Below are 19,008 nucleotides of genomic sequence, written 5' to 3'. Positions count from 1 at the left end.
AATAGGAGAGAAACATTGTGCTCACATAATCATCATGAACATATACTATGTTCACAGTGTGATATGTTAGTTGCTGTCCCTGAGTTAGCTCAGGGCACTAAAGCAACGTGTCCACGCTGCCATACATTATTGACGGCAAAATGGCGTTATCCGTATAAACAGCCCGTGGCTTATGCTTTCAGTGCCTTAGTGATGCTGGTAATCGCCTGCCTATACTCTTTTGTGAGTATGGGCGCAGCGGGTATAGAAAATAGTATTTCATTGTTTCGAATTATGGAGATTATATTCGCGACAAAATACAGTGGATTAGCGCTATTTTTTTTATTTTTTGTATTAATTATTCCCGCATTCTGCATGATTATTATTATGCTGCTGGGATTAAAAGTGAAGATATCTAAGCCAATAAAAGTGTATTTTTGCCGAATCTTATTTCAAATGAAATCATGGTGCATGGCAGAAATTTTTCTTGCCGGCGTATTAGTCAGTTTTGTTAAATTGATGGCGTATGGTGATATTGGATTAGGGCTTAGTTTTGCACCTTATTGCTTATTTTGTTTACTCCAAGTGAAGGCTTTTCAGTGCCTTGATCGTCACTGGTTATGGGGGCAAATTGAAGCAGCACCCGTGGTTTCTCGCCGTTTAATCGCCGGGAAAACAGGAATAAGCCAAGGTGTGCGCCTGTGCCGGGTTTGTACGGCGATTTTACCAGCAGAGCAGGGGGAATGCCCACGCTGTTATTCCTATGGTCATGTACGACGTAACAACAGCCTACAGTGGACAGTTGCGTTATTAGTTACCTCGATTGTGTTATATATTCCCGCCAATATTTTACCCGTAATGACAACCGAAACCCTTGGGAGTCAGCTAGATTCGACCATTATGGACGGAGTTATTTTATTGTGGGGCGACGGTTCTTATCCCGTAGCTTTAGTTATTTTTATCGCCAGTATTATGGTGCCGACGTTAAAAATGATCGCTATTGCTTGGCTATGTTTAGATTCACAGGGATATGGCAATCGCGACCCTTCGAGGATGCATTTTATTTATGAACTGGTTGAATATGTTGGACGTTGGTCAATGATTGACGTCTTTGTAATTGCAATTCTTTCATCGTTAGTCCAAATGGGCCAACTGATGAGTATTACACCTGCTCCGGGAGTTATTCTGTTCGGTATGGTGGTTATTTTAACTATGCTATCGGCGATAGCCTACGATCCGCGTCTTACTTGGGATCGCTGTAACAGAAAACACTCGGATAAAGTTGTGGAACAAGAAGGAGCTGTAGGGTGACAACGCATAATGATACACCTCAGACTGAGGCGAAAGTAAGTAAACTGAAAAGCTGGTCACCAGTCTGGATAATTCCGATTGTCACGATACTCATCGGGGCATGGATTTTGTTTTATCACTTTAGCCATCAAGGCCCTGAAGTTACGTTAATTACTTATAATGCGGAAGGTATTGAGGCGGGTAAAACTAAAATCAAAAGCCGCAGCGTTGATATCGGTATGGTAGAAAGTGTTACACTGGATGATAATTTTAGCCGTGTAGTGATAAAAGCTCGCTTAAATAGTGGCATGGATGAATTATTACGCGATGATTCGGCTTTCTGGATTGTAAAACCGATGATTGGTCGTGATGGTGTGAGCGGATTAGGCACATTACTTTCTGGTGTCTTTATTGAGTTACAGCCAGGTACAGAAACTAAAGAACGAAATGAGTTTAAATTATTGGATGCGCCTCCATTAGCATCTCCTGATGCGAAAGGTTTACGGGTGATTTTAACCAGTGAGCAAGCCGGGCAATTGAATGCAGGCGATCCGATTTTGTTCCGTGGTTATCGAGTTGGCTCCGTTGAAACCAGTAATTTTGATATGAATAATCGTGATATGCGCTATCAATTATTTATTAATGCGCCTTACGATAAATTACTTACTTCAAATGTTCGTTTCTGGAAAGACAGCGGGATTGCATTTGATATGTCATCACAGGGTGTACATGTTGAAATGGGATCGATATCGACATTGTTAACTGGTGGAGTTAGTTTCGATGTCCCAGAAGGCTGGTCACCAGGGACGCCTATTGAAGAAAAAACAGTTTTCAAACTGTATGATAACCAAAGCAGTATCGAGAATTCACTGTATACCGAATATCAAGATTTTGTCATGTTCTTCTCTGATTCTGTCCGCGGTTTACAGCCTGGCGCGCCGGTTGAATTTCGTGGTATTCGTTTAGGAACCGTAGCTCAAGTACCATTTTATACCGAAGGACTTGATCAGCGTTTAGATAATGATTTCCGTATTCCTGTTCTTATTCATATCGAGCCTCAACGATTTGCTGACGATATCGGTAAAGACTTTGATTTGAAAAAAGAACTTCAGCTCGCGATGAAAGATGGCCTAAGAGCTTCATTAAAATCTGGTAATTTGCTGACAGGTGCTCTGTTTATCGATTTGGATTTCTATCCTAATATGGGCGAGTGGAAAGGACAGCAAGTTGTTGCTGGCTATAAAGTGATCCCAACCACTAGTGGTGGTTTAGCGCAGATCCAACAAAAAGTTATTGCGGCATTAGATAAGATTAATAATATGCCGATTGAACCGATGTTGAATCAAACTACGCGCACTTTAGTTGAAAGTGAAAAAACCATTCAGGAAGCACAGAAAACATTGTCTGAGCTGAATAGCATGATGGCGAATAAAGATTTCCAAAATCTGCCAAAAGATCTGCAAAAAACGCTGCAAGAAATGAATCGAGCGATGCAAGGATTCCAGCCGGGTTCACCCGCTTACAATAAAATGGTGGATAATATGCAACGTTTAGATCAGGTATTGCGCGAGGTTCAGCCAGTATTACGAACCTTAAATAATAAGAGCAATGCGTTAGTCTTTGAAGCGGAACCGACGAAGGATCCAGAACCTAAAAGGGCGAAAAAATAATGAGATATCTGGCATTTATTGCAGTATTTATGCTGGCCGCTTGTAGCAATACACCGGACAAGGCGTATTATCAGTTGCCGATTAATGCGACCAAAATTCAGGAGCAAGCGAATACAACTGGCCGTAATCAAATTTGGGTTCAACGGATTACGTTATCCGATATGTTGGCGGCAAACGGTATTGCTTATCAGACGACTGATGTCAGCTATACTAATGCATCCAGTCATGTATGGGCAAGCCCATTAGATCAGCAGTTGGCTCAGGCATTAGTTGTTGATTTGTCTACGGCATTACCAAATAGACTGGTAGCTTTACAGCCGTTAGAAAGTCAGCCTGATACCTTAGATATTACCTTAACCGGTTTCCATGGCCGCTATGATGGGCACGTTATTATTCAAGGGTATTGGACCTTTTCACATGATAGCCAAATTATTCGTCGTTCATTTGATTTAGTACTAGAACAGACAGAAGATGGATATCCTGCATTAGTGAGAACGTTATCAACGGGTTGGCAACAGGTTGCTAATTCTATCGCGAATGAAATTCAAAATAGTACTCGCCCGTGATGAAATTCTAATTTTAGGCGAGCGAGTCTTTTGCCTTAATTAGTCAAATATAGAGGTGGATATTGATCATTATCGATATCCACCTTTTTTATTACTGTCAGGTGAGATAAGAATAAAACTAAATAGTTTTCACGAAAAATAGATTATGGTGCTAAATAACGGGTTGAAAAAACTAAAATATTAGGTTGATGAAGTAGAAATAGAAAATAAATTAGAACTAACCATGTGATTTATAAGGTTAATGTATTTATATTCGTTACGATTCAATAGATTAAATATAACTTGAGAATATAAGTCACATTTCTGACATTTCTCCTAGATTCTTTACTTGCTTTTCCTGCCTCAGAAAGGTATTTCTAATATGTGGCTGGTTGAAAAACCACCATTGTTTTCTTTTCCATTTTTAATGATGAGGGAAGTAAGGCATGAAAAGACAGAAACGAGATCGTTTAGCGAGAGCACTATCGAAAGGCTATAAAGCAGGATTAGCCGGGCGTTCAAAAGAATTATGTCCCTACCAAACTATTGATGTACGTTCATATTGGTTAGGGGGGTGGCGTCAGGCTATGGAAGATAGAACCGTTATAGCCTAAAGGCTGATGAATATTCATGACTTACTGGGTTTAGCGCTAAGAAAATAGCATTAAGTTCTTAGAAATAACTCTCTTTAGTAGGTATTTTTTATATTCAAACGTTGAGAGTTAATGTGTTAATTGTTAGATAAACAAAAAACCATAAACCTAGTCAATCGACTCCACAACACTGAATAAAGAAAAATTAACCTCCGCTAAGGGCGGAGGTTCTCATAGGAACTATAAAGACTTTTTTGGCGAATTAATTAAAATTTACTTAATTAATTTACCCTCAATTAAAATGAGCTAGTATCTTTAAATAGACCCACTTTCAAATCTTTTGCAGTATAGATAAGCTTACCATCGACCAATACTTCACCATCTGCCAATCCCATAATCAATTTACGATTGATTACGCGTTTGAAGTTGATGCGATAAGTGACTTTTTTTGCTGTAGGTAAGACTTGTCCGGTAAATTTAACTTCGCCGACACCTAAAGCTCGACCTTTACCTTCACCACCTAGCCAGCCAAGATAGAAACCGACTAATTGCCACATAGCATCTAAGCCAAGGCAACCAGGCATGACTGGATCATTGACGAAATGGCAGCTAAAAAACCACATATCAGGGTTTATATCAAATTCAGCTTCGACAAAGCCTTTATTGAATTCACCACCGTCAACAGACATTTTAGTGACGCGATCCATCATTAACATATTGCCAGATGGCAATGGAGGACCATTCTCACCGAAAAGCTCGCCTCGTCCAGAAGCTTCCAGATCTTGTTTTGTATAAGATTCGCGTTTATCAACCATTTTTTCAGATAGCCTTAATCAAGTGTAAGACAACAGGATAGCTTACACTTGTACGCTGAACAACTCCGATCTGATATTTATTTTTTAACCTAACCATCTTAAGAACCATGGAAACTTAGGTTTTTCATGATTATTAATCTGGTTAATTCGTTCTTGTATTATAGCTAACAGATGTTCACTATCTTCTTCACTTTGCTGCTCATAGTAAGGCTGACGAGTTAAAAGTGTAATCGCCTGTGCGACATGCTCAACCGGCCAAATATGAAATTGTTTATTTTTAACTGCGTCAATGACTTCGTTTTTTAAACTCAGATGGCGTACATTGCTCATAGGAATAATGACGCCTTGCTGACCCGTTAATTGGCGCTGAAAGCAAATATCAAAAAAACCTTCAATTTTCTCATTTACACCACCAATAGGTTGAACATAACCAAATTGGTCGACAGCCCCAGTAACGGCAATTTGCTGGTCAATCGGTTGTAATGCAAGGGCGCTGATGAGAGCACATAATTCGGCAAGAGAAGCGCTATCGCCATCAACTTCTCCATAGGATTGCTCAAAGACTATAGAAGCAGAGAATGGCTGAGGCTGATCTAGTTTTAATTCATAATTAAGGTAAGCCTGCATAATAAGCATACCTTTAGCATGAATATTACCGCCAAGTTCGGCTTTTCGTTCGACATCAACAAATTCACCATCACCGAGATGAGCGACGCAGGTAATTCGTGAAGGCTCACCGATAGGCTCAGGATGACCAGGAAATTGCAATACTGACAGTCCATTAATCTGACCGATTACTTCGCCTTCGGTCTTGATTAAAATCTGTTCTTGTAAAATATCATCTTGTCCACGTTCGGATAAATATTGATGTCGCCAAAGACGATTTTCACGTGCTTGTGTAAAGGCGTTGTTATCTAATAAGCCTTGATCATTTTTATAATGTGCTGCATCAGTTAAACGACGCAGTAGCCATAAGGCATCGAATGGTAGCGTATATTGATCTTCACAATAACGTGTGGCTTGAGTAAGCAATGCTGCCCAGCCATTACTGGCTATTTTTGGTAACTGATGCTCAGCGATGAGTGTATTAACATAACTCATCCATAAAGTGAGCTGCTGCTCATCTTCAAAAAACATCAGCGATTCATATTCGCCATACAACGCGCACTCAAACAGTTCAGGCTCTGCAAACTCAAGCTCTTCAAGGCTCAGTCTGTCACCAATAATGATTAATTTGAGATCCAGAGGTGACGCATCAGCTGCGAAAGGCAACGGTTGTAGCTCCGATAAAGGTAACCATTCAAAACGTTGCTGAGTGATCATCTGCTTTAATCTCGCCCACATCAGAGGTTGAGCCAGTAAAGTACGTGCAGAGAGCAGTAAAATACCACCATTAATTTTATGCAGTAATCCAGGAATTGCTTGCTGTTTTGACGTAATAAAACCAAACAGTTGCTCTGGCTCAATCCATTCTCGCCATGCGATATTGTGCGTAGCAGAAAATTTACCGTGGAGCTCGTTGTTCCAGCTTAAGGTTGAGTGATCATCAGACAATTGATAATCACCAACAATAGAATGTGTTTTCGTTAACAGTGGTTCGATCGCTGATGCAAAAGTTTTTAAATAAAATTCATTTTCATCCGCTTTGATAAACATAAAGCGTGTGCGAGAGTTTTCCGCAACAAAGCGCTGCATGCTATCAAATAACCGGGGTTGAATATCAGCTAATGAAGATGGAGGGAATGTTGCTGATGACGTCAATATTGTTTCATATGGCGTTAAATCAGGTAACAGGCCTTGCCATGTTAGTTCTTTATTGATCACTATAATTTAGTCTACTTTCAATGAGGTGGAAGATAACAGCCCGCTATTGGCATCAGTGCTTTCATGATGAAACCCGACAGCCTATCATGCTGGCAGAAATATTATTTATTATTTTTGATAGCTATAGAAAAATAACAATTCTGCTGAGTATATTATTGGTTCGCAGACAAAGCTTTTATACCCGCTATAGTACAAGTGGTGACAATGGTAGCAGTTTTCAATCATCTAACTAACTTATTAATATAAGTTTCTTACTCTGCCGAAGTCTTTACTATGGAGCTGTATATCAAAATTTTCTCTCGTATTTTTTAGCTCTAGTATTTGGGCTATATATTAGCGCCAGATCAAATTAGTGCCAGCATTAATTAGCATAATATCGCATGATTTAACACGATGATTTGGCATCTAATTTTTATTAAATTATTGAACACATTTTTGAGATATCTTTTATCGAATGCAGTACAAACTGACGGCGACTAGAATAAAGAAAACAGTAATACTACGGGAAGAGACATAGGCCAAGAAAAGCCAATTAATAAGGCGCTTAATAGCCGTATTAAAAAACTATCTTTGGTGAGAAGCAGTGTAATCAGTGCGGAGATAACTCCACCAATACCATAAATAAGGAGTATGTGGTCAAAATTTAGCATTAATTTTATTATATTTGTTACGAATGAAGACTAATTCTACTACAGTTATGTTGATGGTGTTATCTCTTTTCGCGGAATATTTCTATGGAGTAAAAAATAACAGAGCGTTGTTAGAAGGGGAGAAAATAGATTATAAACGAAATTATATCTTATTGTGTGATTCAGTATGATATTTAAACTGGATAATTTCGACTTATTTTATTTCTACAATGAAAAATTACTTCAGATTCCTTTTTTTTGCTTCAAATATTGCTAATATGGCTACAAGTTACATTGTCACAGAGAAAAATAATGAAATATCAACAGCTTGAAAACCTTGAATGTGGTTGGAAGTGGGATTACCTCGTCAAGAAAGCACGAGAAGGCGGATCTATCACCCGTTATATCGAACGTAGTGCTCAAGAACAAGCTATCTCTGATTTATTAAAGTTAGAAACTAACCCAGTGGAGGTTTTACACTGGATAGCTAAGCATATGGATCCAAAACTCGATAATCGAATGAAACAGAGTATTCGTGCCCGACGTAAACGACATTTTAATGCAGAGCAACCCCATACTCGTAAAAAGTCGATTGACCTAGATTTTTTAGTTTGGCAACGCTTATCTAATTTGGCGGTTAGGCGCGGTAATACACTGTCAGAAACTATTATTCAATTGATTGAAGATGCTGAGCATAAAGAGAAATATGAGAATAAAATGAGCAGCTTAAAGCATGATCTTCAGGAAATATTGGGTGAATCTAAAAACGATAGAGAGTGATTTTCCTTTTCTTACAACTATTTTTACTACTATTTATGGCCGCCAATAAAAAACCCCATTTTCATGGGGTTTTTTGAGATACTTTCGAAATATACCTAGAACAACTTAATTAATATTAAGCGCCTGGTTGAGTAACAACTTCAGTTGTACCCTGGATTTCGATTTCTACGCGACGGTCTGGAGCCAGACACTCTATCAGAGCTGCACGGCCTTTAACATCGTCACATTTGTTGCCAGTAACTGGATCTTCTTTACCACGGCCTTCTGCAGAGATTGCAGAAACTGGAACGCCTTTAGCTACCAGGTAATCTACAACTGACTGAGCACGTTTTTGTGACAGAGGCAGGTTGTAGTTTTGAGAACCGATACGGTCAGTATAACCGATAACAACTACACGGCCTTGAGTTGGGTCGATGTTGCTCAGTTCAGAGAACAGTTCGTTCAGAGCTGATTGACCTTCAGTTTTCAGAGTTGCTTTGTTGAAGTTAAACAGAACGTCTGAACGCAGTGTGAAACGTTTGTTTTCAACAACTGGAGCTGGCTCAACAACTGGAGCTGGAGCTACAACTGGCGCTGCTTCTTGATTGAAGCGGTAAGCCAGACCAACACTCAGCATGCCGTTATCTGGACGAACGCCCAGGTTGTCTTTATCACCCATATGGCTTACCCATTGGTAATCCAGACGAGTTGCCCAGTTTGGAGTGATTGCGTATTCAACACCCAGAGCGTAGACTGGAGAAACACCAGTATCGTTTTCTTTAAAGCGTTCGCCACCTTGGTTAGCTTTAACATCTGTACGCCATACCATACCACCCAGACGTGTATAAACGTCTAAGTCTTCCATTACTGGATAGCTTAATTTGGTAGTCAGAGAAACACCCATAGATTTCAGATCACCGCTGTTATCTGAACCTTTGTATTTCATTTTACCAAACCAGTCGTAGCCCAGTTCGAAACCTAAGTATGGGTTATACTGATAACCAGCATATGCACCCGCACCCAGTTGATCACGGTCAGTTTTACCGCTACCTACTGAATCGAAATCTGAAGGGGTGAATTTAGTGTTTTCGTAATGTGACCAACCTAGTTTACCACCGGTATACCAAGTATTGTCTTTTGGAGCTGCTTGCGCTGCAGTTGCAAACGCCGCTAGTGCCACTGCTACTGCGATAGCTGTCTTTTTCATTTTTTACGCCTCGTTATCATCCAATTTTGGCATGGCTTCAATGAGCCTTATTATTAGCCATTGGTTTAAAATACTTGCTAAGTTTTACAGTGCATTATGTGAAAAAAAACATCAAAAGTAAATATAATGGCACTACCTTAACAAGCTAAAGTCTACAACGAACTCGAAAAGATACAAGTAGACAGTGCAAAAATAGCGATAAAAAAATAAAATTTGATGGATAAATCATAGAGATAAAAGAGAATATTGCTTTTGTAATTAGTTGCTTATCTCTTTGATATAAATTGATTTTTAGTATGTATTTTACCCATTTAATATTCAATGTTAAATTTAGTAAGAAAATTCTTAATCTAGCTTAATGATAACAATTAGGCTGAATTTTTAAGAGATTTAGCTGTCGAGAACGGGGATTAACGATATTATTTATAATTTGAGGCCTCATAATTAGTCCTATTGATCCCCCTAATAGCGCAGCTTTTTCTAGACGCGTAAAATCGTGATCTTCGAGTTCAGGCAACCAACCTAAAACAATACTGTAATTTCCACTATTTAATGCTTTTTCCATCGCATCGATGGTTGTAATTGAATCAATATGATTCAGTTGCATAATTTTATGTAAAGGGAGCCCGGATTGCGCTAGCCATTTTTTACTTAATTTTTTATTAGGGCTTAACCATAGTAGCCAGCGTGACTGGTCACCAAATTGCCGTAATAAAGGAAGTAAAAGATAATCAACAATCGGGTGCTGATCATTATAGACTAATTCACTGATCATACCTTCCGTTAAGGACGATTTTTGTGTTTGTTGATGAACTAACCCTTTCACATGTGTGTTCAGAGAATATTCAATTGTATCATTCCATGAATAGATGCTCATAATCTACCTCACCATTATGCACTGTATGCATGTACAGTAACTGTATATTTATACAATATCAAGATTATTTTTACGAAGTGCTTCGCAAATTTCAATGTTTATAACGGCAATTTGTACAGAACTTTTAGTGAAGTATCACAAAGTGATAATGATCTAATTAATTGTAAAAAATAAAAAAATTAAACTTTTAGTAGGGAATTAATCTCATGGATTTAATCTCAAAAAGGAATTTGAGCTAATGATGATACCAGAACAAAAATATCGCTATTTAGCGCGCTTATTTAGTAAATATGGCGAAATGAAAAGAAAAAATCACTTCGGTGGTTATTGTTTGATTATTGATCATGCCATTGTTGGTTTGGTTATTGATGGCGAGTTTTATTTACGGGGGTGTTTATTTGCTCAAAACCACTTTGAAGCTATCGGACTTAAAAAATTAATTTATAAGAAAAAAGGAGTTCTTCTCGAGCTCAGATATTATTGTATACCAGATAAAGTTTGGCAGTATGAAAGTCGATTTTTATTTTATGTTGATCTTACTTATCAAGCTGCCATGGAAGAACAGTTATTAAAACAAAAAGTTGAAGGGCGTATAAAAGATTTACCTAATATGAATATGGCGTCAGAAAGAGCGCTAGGTAAAGTGGGGATTTACCACGTTGAAGCGTTAAAATTGATCGGCGCAAAAGCCTGTTATCTGAAATTAAGACAGTATAATCATTATCGTTTAGGGATTAAATTACTGTTTGAACTAGCGGGTGCAATAGCGGGTTATCATAGTTCAGTTTTGCCCCATGATTTGAAGCAAGAGTTGATACGCTGGTATCATATCGTTGATTGTAGTTGCTCAGAATAATATGTAATAAGTATAAATCAATTAATCAAGAAAATTAATAGGAGTGAGGGGAAATACGGCGGAGTTGCTTATTTTCCCCTCTTAATTACAGTTACATTCTTTTGCAGTAGTGTATTAGTTATGACTATTGAGATTTAATACTTTGAATTAACGAACTTATCTCAGGTAATAATTCAAGTAATAGCCGTGTTTGTTCCATAATAAGCAGCGCCTTGTCATTATCGTGCACAGAAAAATGATCAATCCGTTGAATTAAGCTTTGGGCTAGATTATCTGATTTTTCTATGACGCTACTATCGCCGGCAAGGGATGACTCTACAAAGCAAACCGTATCATTTAAAATAGATAAGATTTGTGTATTCTCAATTTTCTCTCTATGAGCCCCTAACGCAGATATATAGCTTAGTAAAGTGTGATTTAAACAGAGTAAACGGAAAGCTTGTTCTTGTGTAGTGTGATAAGACTTAGGATCCGTCGCCATATTAGAGACCACAGAAGCAAATTCAGCATCGCTATTATGTGCATCTCTGCGAGCCACTCGATATTCTAAGCGGTTATCTTTGCCTTGATGATATTGGATTAAAATTGCATCTAGATAACGACAGTTATTTTCCATAGTGCGGTTAATGACTTGAGGTAGTTGGCGAAATTTCCAATCAGGCCAGATAAAACTCACCGCAAGCCATGCTGTTCCACAGCCAATTAATGTGTCGATAATCCGTGGTAATGCCACTTCAAAGCCTTCACCAAGTAAATTGAAGCTAAATAGGACTAATAAAGTAATAAATAATGTGGCTTGAGCATATTGGCTATTTCGAAATACAAAAAATAGTAGGCCAGAGATAACAATAAGGACTAATTGACCTTCAATAGAAGGAACGAAATACAGAATAGGCAAGCCAATCAGTACGCCAGCTAGCGTTCCGATAATCCTCAGTGCTAACCGCCGCTTGGTTGCATTATAATTAGGCTGACAGACAAATAAGCTGGTCAATAAAATCCAATATCCGCGGTTTAAATCAAATAATTGAATAAATGCATAGCCAAAGCACAGCAGTATAGACAATCTAACTGCGTGACGGAATAAGGCTGATTTAGGTGTTAAATGACGTTTGAAACGCTCGATAATATCTCTAAACCCTGATAATGATTCATCAGATAATTGAATATTATCTTTATTCTCAAGATCATTAGGTTCTTGTTCTAGACTCAGTCCCTTTAATTGAACATCGATCCCTTTAAGATTTTTTAGCAAATTATATAAGGCATTAATTTCATGGCTTGCCGGATGTTGCTGTTTAAGCAACTGTAATGAAGCTTCTAAATAATTGAATGAACGCTCAAATCTCGAATTATGACTATACTGAGTACGTAGCAAAATTGATTGTGCAACTTGTTGGCAGGCGCGGGCTTGCATGGATAATAAACGCTGAAATCGGAATAAAATATCACTATGGCGGAAAGAATGGCTTAAATTTTTATATTGAATATGTGAAGAACTTGCACGTTCATGAATATCTTGTGCCACAAAATAATAGTGTAACGTATGACGTGTACCTCGTTGTCCTCGGTCCCCTTTTAAGCGACTGAGTAACACCAATTTAGCCTGATTCATCGTATTAACTAACGTGCTATTAGCCATAGTTAAGTCAAAGATAGATTGCTGATGATCTTCTTCGATATCGGGGTCAAATAAGTTAGCTTTTGCATCTAAGAACGAAGATAACTGTTGATAGCACTGGGCTAAAATATCTTGTAACGGCCGGACAGGAAACAGTAAATGCCCAATCAATGTCAACAGGTTGTACCAAATAGCCCCCGTAAGTAACAGTACTGGCTGTTGATACCAAGTATCAAAGATAGGCGCACCCAGCATGGTATAAATGGCAATTAATAATGCACCAAAGGCAATAGTGGCATAGCGTTGCCCTAGAGCCCCCAGCATAATAAAACCACCGGTAGATAGTGCTAATCCGCATAAAAACAACCAAGGGTAAGGAAATAGCAACTCTATTGAAACGGAGGCAATTAAAAAACATAACAAGGTGATGGCTAAATTTTTAAGCCGCCCGGTGAGGCGATCATCAAGGTCGGTTAATGCCGCGGCAACTACCCCTAAGGTTAAGGGGATCGTCGTTTTTGGTTCTTGACCTAACAACCAAGGAACCAATGTTGTTCCTGTAAGTGCAATTAGGATTCGGATATAATATAAAAAATGACTGTTATATAGAATGCGGCGATAGCCGGATAGCAGGGTAAGCACAGAGTACCTCTAAAAGGGGACAAAAAGTCTCTAATTTTTATAGGATAGCGTGTTTAGCGGTAAGAAAAAACCACCTGAAATCAAGCAGTCGTTATTTTCGTTGTTCAATTGATAAAATACGGTGTAGCGCGAATGGAACTGAAATCAACACAACTTGGACAGCGTTTGGCACAGCACCCTTATAATAAAGTGCGATTACTTAATGCAGGCATCGAGGTCAGTGGTGAAAAACATCAGTATTTGATCCCTTTTAATCAGTTGTTGAATATACATTGTAAGCGGGGTCTTGTTTGGGGAGAGTTGGAATTTGAGCTACCCAATGAGCAAGTTGTTCGTTTACACGGTACAGAATGGAAAGAAACACAACATTTTTACTGTTATTTAAAAAATAAATGGCAATTATGGAGTAATGAAATGAGTGAAATCAGCGCGGTAGTACTGTCAGCGCTGGTGGATTCGATTACGCAAAAATTACAGCAACATAGTTGGCTAGAGCACTCCAGTTTAGTCAGTATTCAGCAATTGATAGAACAAAAATTTGCCGCTTTACCTTTGCCAATAACTCGATTGGTTGAATTTAATCAATGTTATGAAAATTATTTATATTGCTTATCTTGGCTAAATGAAGGTGAGCAGAAACGCCATCAAGTAAATCAGCAATGGAGCTGTTCGATATTAGAAAAATATGCTGATTTCTTTCAAAAAATTGAAACTACTCCGCTTAATACGTCCCAGTGCCATGCTGTAATTAACGGTGAAAAAAATGTGCTTGTATTGGCCGGAGCGGGTAGCGGAAAAACATCGGTGCTAGTCGCTCGGGTGGGATGGTTATTATCTCGTCAGCGGGTATTGCCAGATCAAATTTTATTATTAGCTTTTGGGCGTCAAGCGGCGACCGAAATGAATTCACGGATTAATGAACGATTAGGCCAACAAGATATTCAAGCTAAAACATTTCACGCATTGGCGCTGCATATAATTCGAGAATGTGGAAAAAAAACACCTACAATTAGTGAATTAGAAACGGATCAACAAAAAAAGTATCAATTATTACTCGATGAATGGCGGGCACAATGTGCCGCTAAAAAAGCACAAGCTAAAGGCTGGCGAGAATGGCTTACCGAAGAATTAGGCTGGGAGATCCCAGAAGGTAATTTTTGGCAAGATCCATTGATTAGCCAGCGCATAGTCAGTCGTTTAGATAACTGGTTAGGTTTGATGAGAATGCATGGTGGCAGTCAAAAGGCAATGATTGAAGAAGCGAAAGACGAAATTAGTGGATTGTTTCAAAAGCAAATACGTCTTATGGCACCCTTATTAAAAGCCTGGAAAGCTGCATTAAAAGCAGATAATGCTGTCGATTTTTCGGGGTTACTCCATCAAGCCATTTATTTACTCGAAAAAGGCCGCTTTATCAGTCCGTGGAAACATATTTTAGTCGATGAATTTCAGGATATATCACCATTAAGAGCCAAGTTATTACAAACTCTTCGCCAACAAAATAAACAAAGTTCGCTCTTTGCTGTGGGGGATGATTGGCAAGCTATTTATAGATTTAGTGGGGCTGAATTGAATTTAACTAAGAAGTTTGAACAATATTTTGGTGTGGGAGCAATATGCATGCTCGACACCACCTACCGTTTTAATCAGCGTATTGGACATATTGCCAACCAATTTATTCTACAGAATCCTACACAGTTAAATAAACCCCTTAATAGTTTGGCAAAGGGGAATAAAAAGTCGATCGTATTGCTGCCGGAAGAACAATTAGAAGCGTTATTAAATAAAATGAGTGGGTATGTAAGAGATGATGAACGGATCCTGCTGCTTGCGCGCTATCATCATCTTAAACCTGAAATTTTAGCTAAAGCTGAGACACGTTGGCCAAAATTAAATATCCATTTTATGACCATTCATGCAGCTAAAGGCCAACAAGCTGAGTATGTGATTATTTTAGGATTAAGTTCGAATAAAGAGAGTTTTCCTGCACTAGCACGTGAATCAGCACTCGAACAGGTATTATTACCACAACCAGAAAGTTTTGTTGATGCAGAGGAACGTCGTTTATTGTATGTGGCACTAACACGTACAAAACATCAGGTGTGGTTAATGTTTGACCCGCAATATCCATCTGTTTTTGTTGATGAACTAGTAAGTTTAGGTGCAGCTAAACAGCGAAAACCCTAGTTTCAATTAAATTGACTACTGTGTGCACTATTTATTAAATAGAACACACAGATTATTGAATGGAATACACTGCTGCGGTAGTAAAATTAGCAATATACGGCTAGTTTTATTGAGTTCTATCTGTCAAGTAACGTGCATAATCAGGAATGGTTATATCAATACTGCCTGAAAAATACGGTGATGTGATGATAAAGTCAGCGGTAGCAGCATTAGTGGCTACGGGGATATTCCAGACAGTAGCCAGACGCAGAAGGGCTTTTACATCAGGGTCATGAGGTACGGCATTCAGAGGATCCCAGAAAAAAATTAGAATATCAATTTTCTGTTCTGCAATCATCGCACCGATTTGCTGATCGCCACCCATTGGGCCACTCATCATTCCAGTAACTTGCAGTCCAGTATGTTGATTAATTAAATTTCCTGTTGTGCCTGTTGCAAATAATTTATGCGAAGATAGCTGTTCTAGATTATGTTTTACCCAAGCTAATAGAGAAGGTTTACAGTGATCATGAGCAACAAGAGCAATATTTTTAGGTGTTTGCAGGGTACGAGTTATTGATTCCATGGAGATCCTCTGGGTGAGATAGCTATAAGTAGTGATAATTATATTTTATCATTATAAATTATAACGTTACTATAATTGGCTTATATTTAGATTATCATCAATATTATACCTATAAGTAGATAGCATTGTGACTATATAGCGGTATATTATTTATCATTATAATCTCAAATATGCAGATATATTATAGTGTCTATCAATAGCTTATTGTTTTTGGAGTGGCTTTTATATGATAAAACAACAAATTAAACAAATTTTGCAGCATTCAAAGGTGATTGCATTGGTCGGTGCTAGTGACAACTCATCCAGACCAAGCAATGAAGTGATGCATTATCTATTAGAGCAAGGATATACAGTGATCCCTGTGAGCCCAAAATTAGCAGGGCAACAATTATTAGGACAAACGGTTTATGTGCAATTAAAAGATATCCCACAACCTGTCGATATTGTTGATGTTTTTAGAAATGCACAGGCTGCGCCAGGTATTGCCGAAGAAGCTGCGGCCATTAATGCTAAAGTTTTATGGTTACAGTTGGGAGTGATCAGCCCAGAGGCAGAGCAAATTGCCTTACAAGCAGGAATGGAGTGTGTGATGGATAAATGTCCAAAACAAGAAATTAAAGCGTTGGGTTTAGAGAAATTGGATTAATATAATCTGACGAAGATAAATAAAATTTAAACTAACTAATTAAATCCTAGGCTATATTGAATAGCACAAAATTAGTGTAAGGCAGTAAGTCTGCCTTACACGTCATTTAGATTCATAATCAACGGATTAATTACGCAAGCGCGGCGCCTGTAACTGAGACCGGATAGATTCAGCGAGTTCATCCATCGAAGATTGCTCTGGATGGTCTCCATAAGTTTCATAGGTGATTTGCGCTTCCGCAAGGTAAGTGTGGATAGCTTCACCGTCATCATCCTCCATCACAACATGATACCAAGGTGCATTACGCAAGGTATCATTTGATGAAATATCATCATTTTGTGGTTGTTCGAGAGAGTATTCAGCGTCAACATCAACAATAACGCCTAGATACCCCAGGAGTTTGTGTCTTACTTGTTGTCCAATTCCAAACTTACTGGTGATCATCATAGCCACCTCCAGACAGCCTTGCTTAATAATCATATTATACGTCTTAGATATGGGGGAGATGAATCATAATTTCAAGCTAATAGTATTTAATTGTTTATCAACCCTATTAATATTTCCCAACGCAATAGATTGTATTTATATACAAAAGCAGTAACTTCTCCTTCAGACTATCCGTAGAATGATTAAAATACAATAGTGGGATCATTCATATTTATGGACAGTAATTTATCTCCTACTATATTTAATACTGCTATTTAGGGCATTGCCCTATTATTGGAGTCAATCATTGGAGGCAATATGGCAGAGACAAATAGCCTACGGGTATTCTATATTTATGGGCGGGTTCAAGGCGTTGGATTTCGTTACCAAGCCTATCACTGGGCAAAAAAACAGGCACTAAAAGGCTATGTCATGAATCGTAAAGATGGTAGCGTAAAATTAGCTATTTATGGTACTCAGGATGATATACGCCAAGCGGAGCAATGGCTAAAAGCCGGAGGACCTTTTGGCGCAAGAATTGAACATTATTTTGCAGAGAACGGTAAGCCTGAAGTCGTGGCAGATTTCACTATCCGCCACTGAGTAAAGATGTGAGATTAATGCAGATTAAATACATTTAACTGGTTTTGGTAATCCAGCGAGTTTCGTTGCTTGTTTTGCTGGGCCTTTAGGAAACAGTCGATAGAGATAACGGCTATTACCTTTTTCTTCGCCAAATTTCTTTGCAACGGCCTTTACTAACATACGGATAGCTGGTGAAGTATTAAATTCCAGATAGAACTCACGTACAAAACGAATAATTTCCCAATGTTCATCAGTGAGCGAAATATTTTCACTTTCAGCTAATAAAGGCACCATTTCCTCACGCCATAGCTCACTATTTATAAGATAACCATGAGCATCAGTTTCAATTTCCTGACCTTCAAACACCAACATAATAATTTTAATCCTACAGTAGAGAGTGATGAAACTTAGCAAATTTTGGCTGAGAACCCAAGTTTTTCACACCATGTTGACGATATTTTAATCCATTAAACCAGAAGCTGCATATTTTTACATCACTTGAACATATCAGGGGTTTACATCGATAGGTGAGATGTTTATAGTGCTCGTCATTGCGGAGGGGTGGCCGAGCGGCTGAAGGCAGCGGTCTTGAAAACCGCCGATGGGAAACCATCCGAGAGTTCGAATCTCTCCTCCTCCGCCATCTTCACCTCCAATCAAGTCTACTAAAGTCTCCTAACCTCAGTTAAATCAAGCATTCTAGCGAAATATCACTTTATCGAAGTCTACTAACGTCTTCCTAAATATCTACAATTTGTTGTATAGTTTTTTGTATAGAAATTCCCTCTACAATTTTCCTATACAATATTGGTGATTAATAGAAATTTCTAATCGATGCTTATCAGCACCAATTATTTTAGGATACGCACGATAATAAAATGAGCTTGATGGTATAGATAAACAACGGCAAATCTGTTTAACATTAAAATCTATCTTCTTCAGAATTAACGCGATCTGTTGCTGTTGTTCATTTCCATGGCGAAGAAGGCTGACGCCTTTTTAGCAGTTGATTATTACTTTGGAGCTGTTTAACTTATTTTTTTAGAGCTTGGATGCGTAGTTGCTCAGGAGTTAATGCTGTTGCTTTAGGTATGATCCCTTTTTATTCTTGTTTATATTGCGTAACCCAACGTTGGATTGAGAATAATGCCACAGACATAGCTTGAGTTTCATCTTTATGTTTATAGCCATGAATGATGATTAACTCTGCACATTCACGCTTAAATTCAGGTGTCACTTTTCTAACCATTTTGACCTCACTAATTATATTCAATAATAGCTCTAATTAGGTC

At 38.3% G+C, this 19,008-nt stretch carries 19 protein-coding genes and 1 tRNA gene; 10 read left to right on the top strand and 10 right to left on the bottom strand.

Annotated features, from left to right (window positions below):
- Positions 1-63 precede the first annotated feature (63 nt).
- From pqiA to rmf, 4 genes are all read left to right on the top strand, one after another.
- Positions 64-1,290, top strand: coding sequence for a membrane integrity-associated transporter subunit PqiA (gene pqiA, locus M992_RS12100; protein ID WP_053908823.1), 1,227 nt, complete (start codon positions 64-66; stop codon positions 1,288-1,290).
- On the top strand, positions 1,287-2,939 hold the full coding sequence (pqiB, locus tag M992_RS12095) for an intermembrane transport protein PqiB (RefSeq protein WP_053908822.1): 1,653 nt from the start codon (positions 1,287-1,289) through the stop codon (positions 2,937-2,939). Before pqiA ends, pqiB begins: the two co-directional genes overlap by 4 nt.
- Positions 2,939-3,505, top strand: a complete 567-nt coding sequence (pqiC, locus tag M992_RS12090; RefSeq protein ID WP_053908821.1) for a membrane integrity-associated transporter subunit PqiC — start codon at positions 2,939-2,941, stop codon at positions 3,503-3,505. Before pqiB ends, pqiC begins: the two co-directional genes overlap by 1 nt.
- Positions 3,506-3,930: 425 nt before the next feature.
- A complete protein-coding gene (gene rmf, locus M992_RS12085; RefSeq protein WP_053908820.1) occupies positions 3,931-4,098 on the top strand; it encodes a ribosome modulation factor in 168 nt (55 codons plus the stop codon).
- Positions 4,099-4,373: 275 nt separating this feature from the next.
- On the opposite strand, the gene fabA is transcribed toward rmf, so the two are convergent.
- The 3 genes from fabA to M992_RS14810 all read right to left on the bottom strand — a co-directional run bounded on the left by fabA (position 4,374) and on the right by M992_RS14810 (position 7,366).
- Complete coding sequence (fabA, locus tag M992_RS12080; protein ID WP_047255460.1) at positions 4,374-4,892, bottom strand: bifunctional 3-hydroxydecanoyl-ACP dehydratase/trans-2-decenoyl-ACP isomerase; 519 nt, start codon at positions 4,890-4,892, stop codon at positions 4,374-4,376.
- Positions 4,893-4,976: 84 nt separating this feature from the next.
- Positions 4,977-6,716 carry an AAA family ATPase gene (locus M992_RS12075; protein ID WP_053908819.1) on the bottom strand — a complete coding sequence of 580 codons (1,740 nt, stop codon included), beginning with the start codon at positions 6,714-6,716 and terminating at the stop codon, positions 4,977-4,979.
- Between the two features lie 476 nt (positions 6,717-7,192).
- Positions 7,193-7,366, bottom strand: a complete 174-nt coding sequence (locus M992_RS14810) for a GhoT/OrtT family toxin (protein ID WP_072057336.1) — start codon at positions 7,364-7,366, stop codon at positions 7,193-7,195.
- 291 nt (positions 7,367-7,657) lie between these two features.
- On the opposite strand from M992_RS14810, the gene matP reads away from it, so the two are divergent.
- Positions 7,658-8,125 (top strand): macrodomain Ter protein MatP, encoded by a 468-nt coding sequence (gene matP, locus M992_RS12070; protein WP_047255458.1) that lies wholly within the window; start codon positions 7,658-7,660, stop codon positions 8,123-8,125.
- 115 nt (positions 8,126-8,240) lie between these two features.
- Here matP and ompA read toward each other — a convergent pair whose 3' ends face one another.
- Together ompA and sulA are read right to left on the bottom strand one after the other, a co-directional pair.
- Positions 8,241-9,311 (bottom strand): porin OmpA, encoded by a 1,071-nt coding sequence (gene ompA / locus M992_RS12065; protein ID WP_047255457.1) that lies wholly within the window; start codon positions 9,309-9,311, stop codon positions 8,241-8,243.
- Positions 9,312-9,666: 355 nt separating this feature from the next.
- On the bottom strand, positions 9,667-10,188 hold the full coding sequence (gene sulA, locus M992_RS12060; RefSeq protein ID WP_053908818.1) for an SOS-induced cell division inhibitor SulA: 522 nt from the start codon (positions 10,186-10,188) through the stop codon (positions 9,667-9,669).
- A 238-nt stretch (positions 10,189-10,426) separates the two neighbouring features.
- On the opposite strand from sulA, the gene M992_RS12055 reads away from it, so the two are divergent.
- Positions 10,427-11,044 carry a TfoX/Sxy family DNA transformation protein gene (locus M992_RS12055; RefSeq protein ID WP_053908817.1) on the top strand — a complete coding sequence of 206 codons (618 nt, stop codon included), beginning with the start codon at positions 10,427-10,429 and terminating at the stop codon, positions 11,042-11,044.
- A 124-nt stretch (positions 11,045-11,168) separates the two neighbouring features.
- On the opposite strand, the gene yccS is transcribed toward M992_RS12055, so the two are convergent.
- On the bottom strand, positions 11,169-13,307 hold the full coding sequence (gene yccS / locus M992_RS12050) for a YccS family putative transporter (protein ID WP_147638186.1): 2,139 nt from the start codon (positions 13,305-13,307) through the stop codon (positions 11,169-11,171).
- 132 nt (positions 13,308-13,439) lie between these two features.
- Between yccS and helD the strand changes: the two genes are divergently transcribed.
- Entirely contained in the window at positions 13,440-15,494 is a 2,055-nt protein-coding gene (gene helD, locus M992_RS12045; protein ID WP_053908816.1) for a DNA helicase IV, read from the top strand.
- Between the two features lie 106 nt (positions 15,495-15,600).
- Here helD and M992_RS12040 read toward each other — a convergent pair whose 3' ends face one another.
- Positions 15,601-16,059, bottom strand: coding sequence for a methylglyoxal synthase (locus M992_RS12040; protein ID WP_053908815.1), 459 nt, complete (start codon positions 16,057-16,059; stop codon positions 15,601-15,603).
- A 226-nt stretch (positions 16,060-16,285) separates the two neighbouring features.
- Here M992_RS12040 and M992_RS12035 point away from each other — a divergent pair, with 226 nt between their 5' ends.
- Positions 16,286-16,705 carry a CoA-binding protein gene (locus tag M992_RS12035; protein ID WP_053908814.1) on the top strand — a complete coding sequence of 140 codons (420 nt, stop codon included), beginning with the start codon at positions 16,286-16,288 and terminating at the stop codon, positions 16,703-16,705.
- 126 nt (positions 16,706-16,831) lie between these two features.
- On the opposite strand, the gene hspQ is transcribed toward M992_RS12035, so the two are convergent.
- The gene (gene hspQ, locus M992_RS12030; protein ID WP_174721773.1) at positions 16,832-17,152 is read right to left on the bottom strand and encodes a heat shock protein HspQ; all 321 of its coding nucleotides are present in this window, start codon (positions 17,150-17,152) and stop codon (positions 16,832-16,834) included.
- 297 nt (positions 17,153-17,449) lie between these two features.
- Here hspQ and M992_RS12025 point away from each other — a divergent pair, with 297 nt between their 5' ends.
- On the top strand, positions 17,450-17,734 hold the full coding sequence (locus tag M992_RS12025) for an acylphosphatase (RefSeq protein ID WP_053908813.1): 285 nt from the start codon (positions 17,450-17,452) through the stop codon (positions 17,732-17,734).
- A 24-nt stretch (positions 17,735-17,758) separates the two neighbouring features.
- On the opposite strand, the gene tusE is transcribed toward M992_RS12025, so the two are convergent.
- Positions 17,759-18,088, bottom strand: coding sequence for a sulfurtransferase TusE (gene tusE / locus M992_RS12020; RefSeq protein ID WP_053908812.1), 330 nt, complete (start codon positions 18,086-18,088; stop codon positions 17,759-17,761).
- A 183-nt stretch (positions 18,089-18,271) separates the two neighbouring features.
- Between tusE and M992_RS12015 the strand changes: the two genes are divergently transcribed.
- Positions 18,272-18,359 (top strand) — tRNA-Ser (locus M992_RS12015).
- 459 nt (positions 18,360-18,818) lie between these two features.
- Here the strand turns inward: M992_RS12015 and M992_RS15125 are convergent.
- Positions 18,819-18,965: a transposase gene (locus tag M992_RS15125; protein ID WP_072165960.1), complete on the bottom strand. Its 147-nt coding sequence runs from the start codon at positions 18,963-18,965 to the stop codon at positions 18,819-18,821.
- Positions 18,966-19,008: the final 43 nt, after the last annotated feature.

This window comes from Moellerella wisconsensis ATCC 35017 (genome assembly GCF_001294465.1).
GTDB lineage: Bacteria > Pseudomonadota > Gammaproteobacteria > Enterobacterales > Enterobacteriaceae > Moellerella > Moellerella wisconsensis.
The sequence above is the reverse complement of the archived record's forward strand: the minus strand, read 5'-3'. Positions and strand labels throughout refer to the sequence as shown.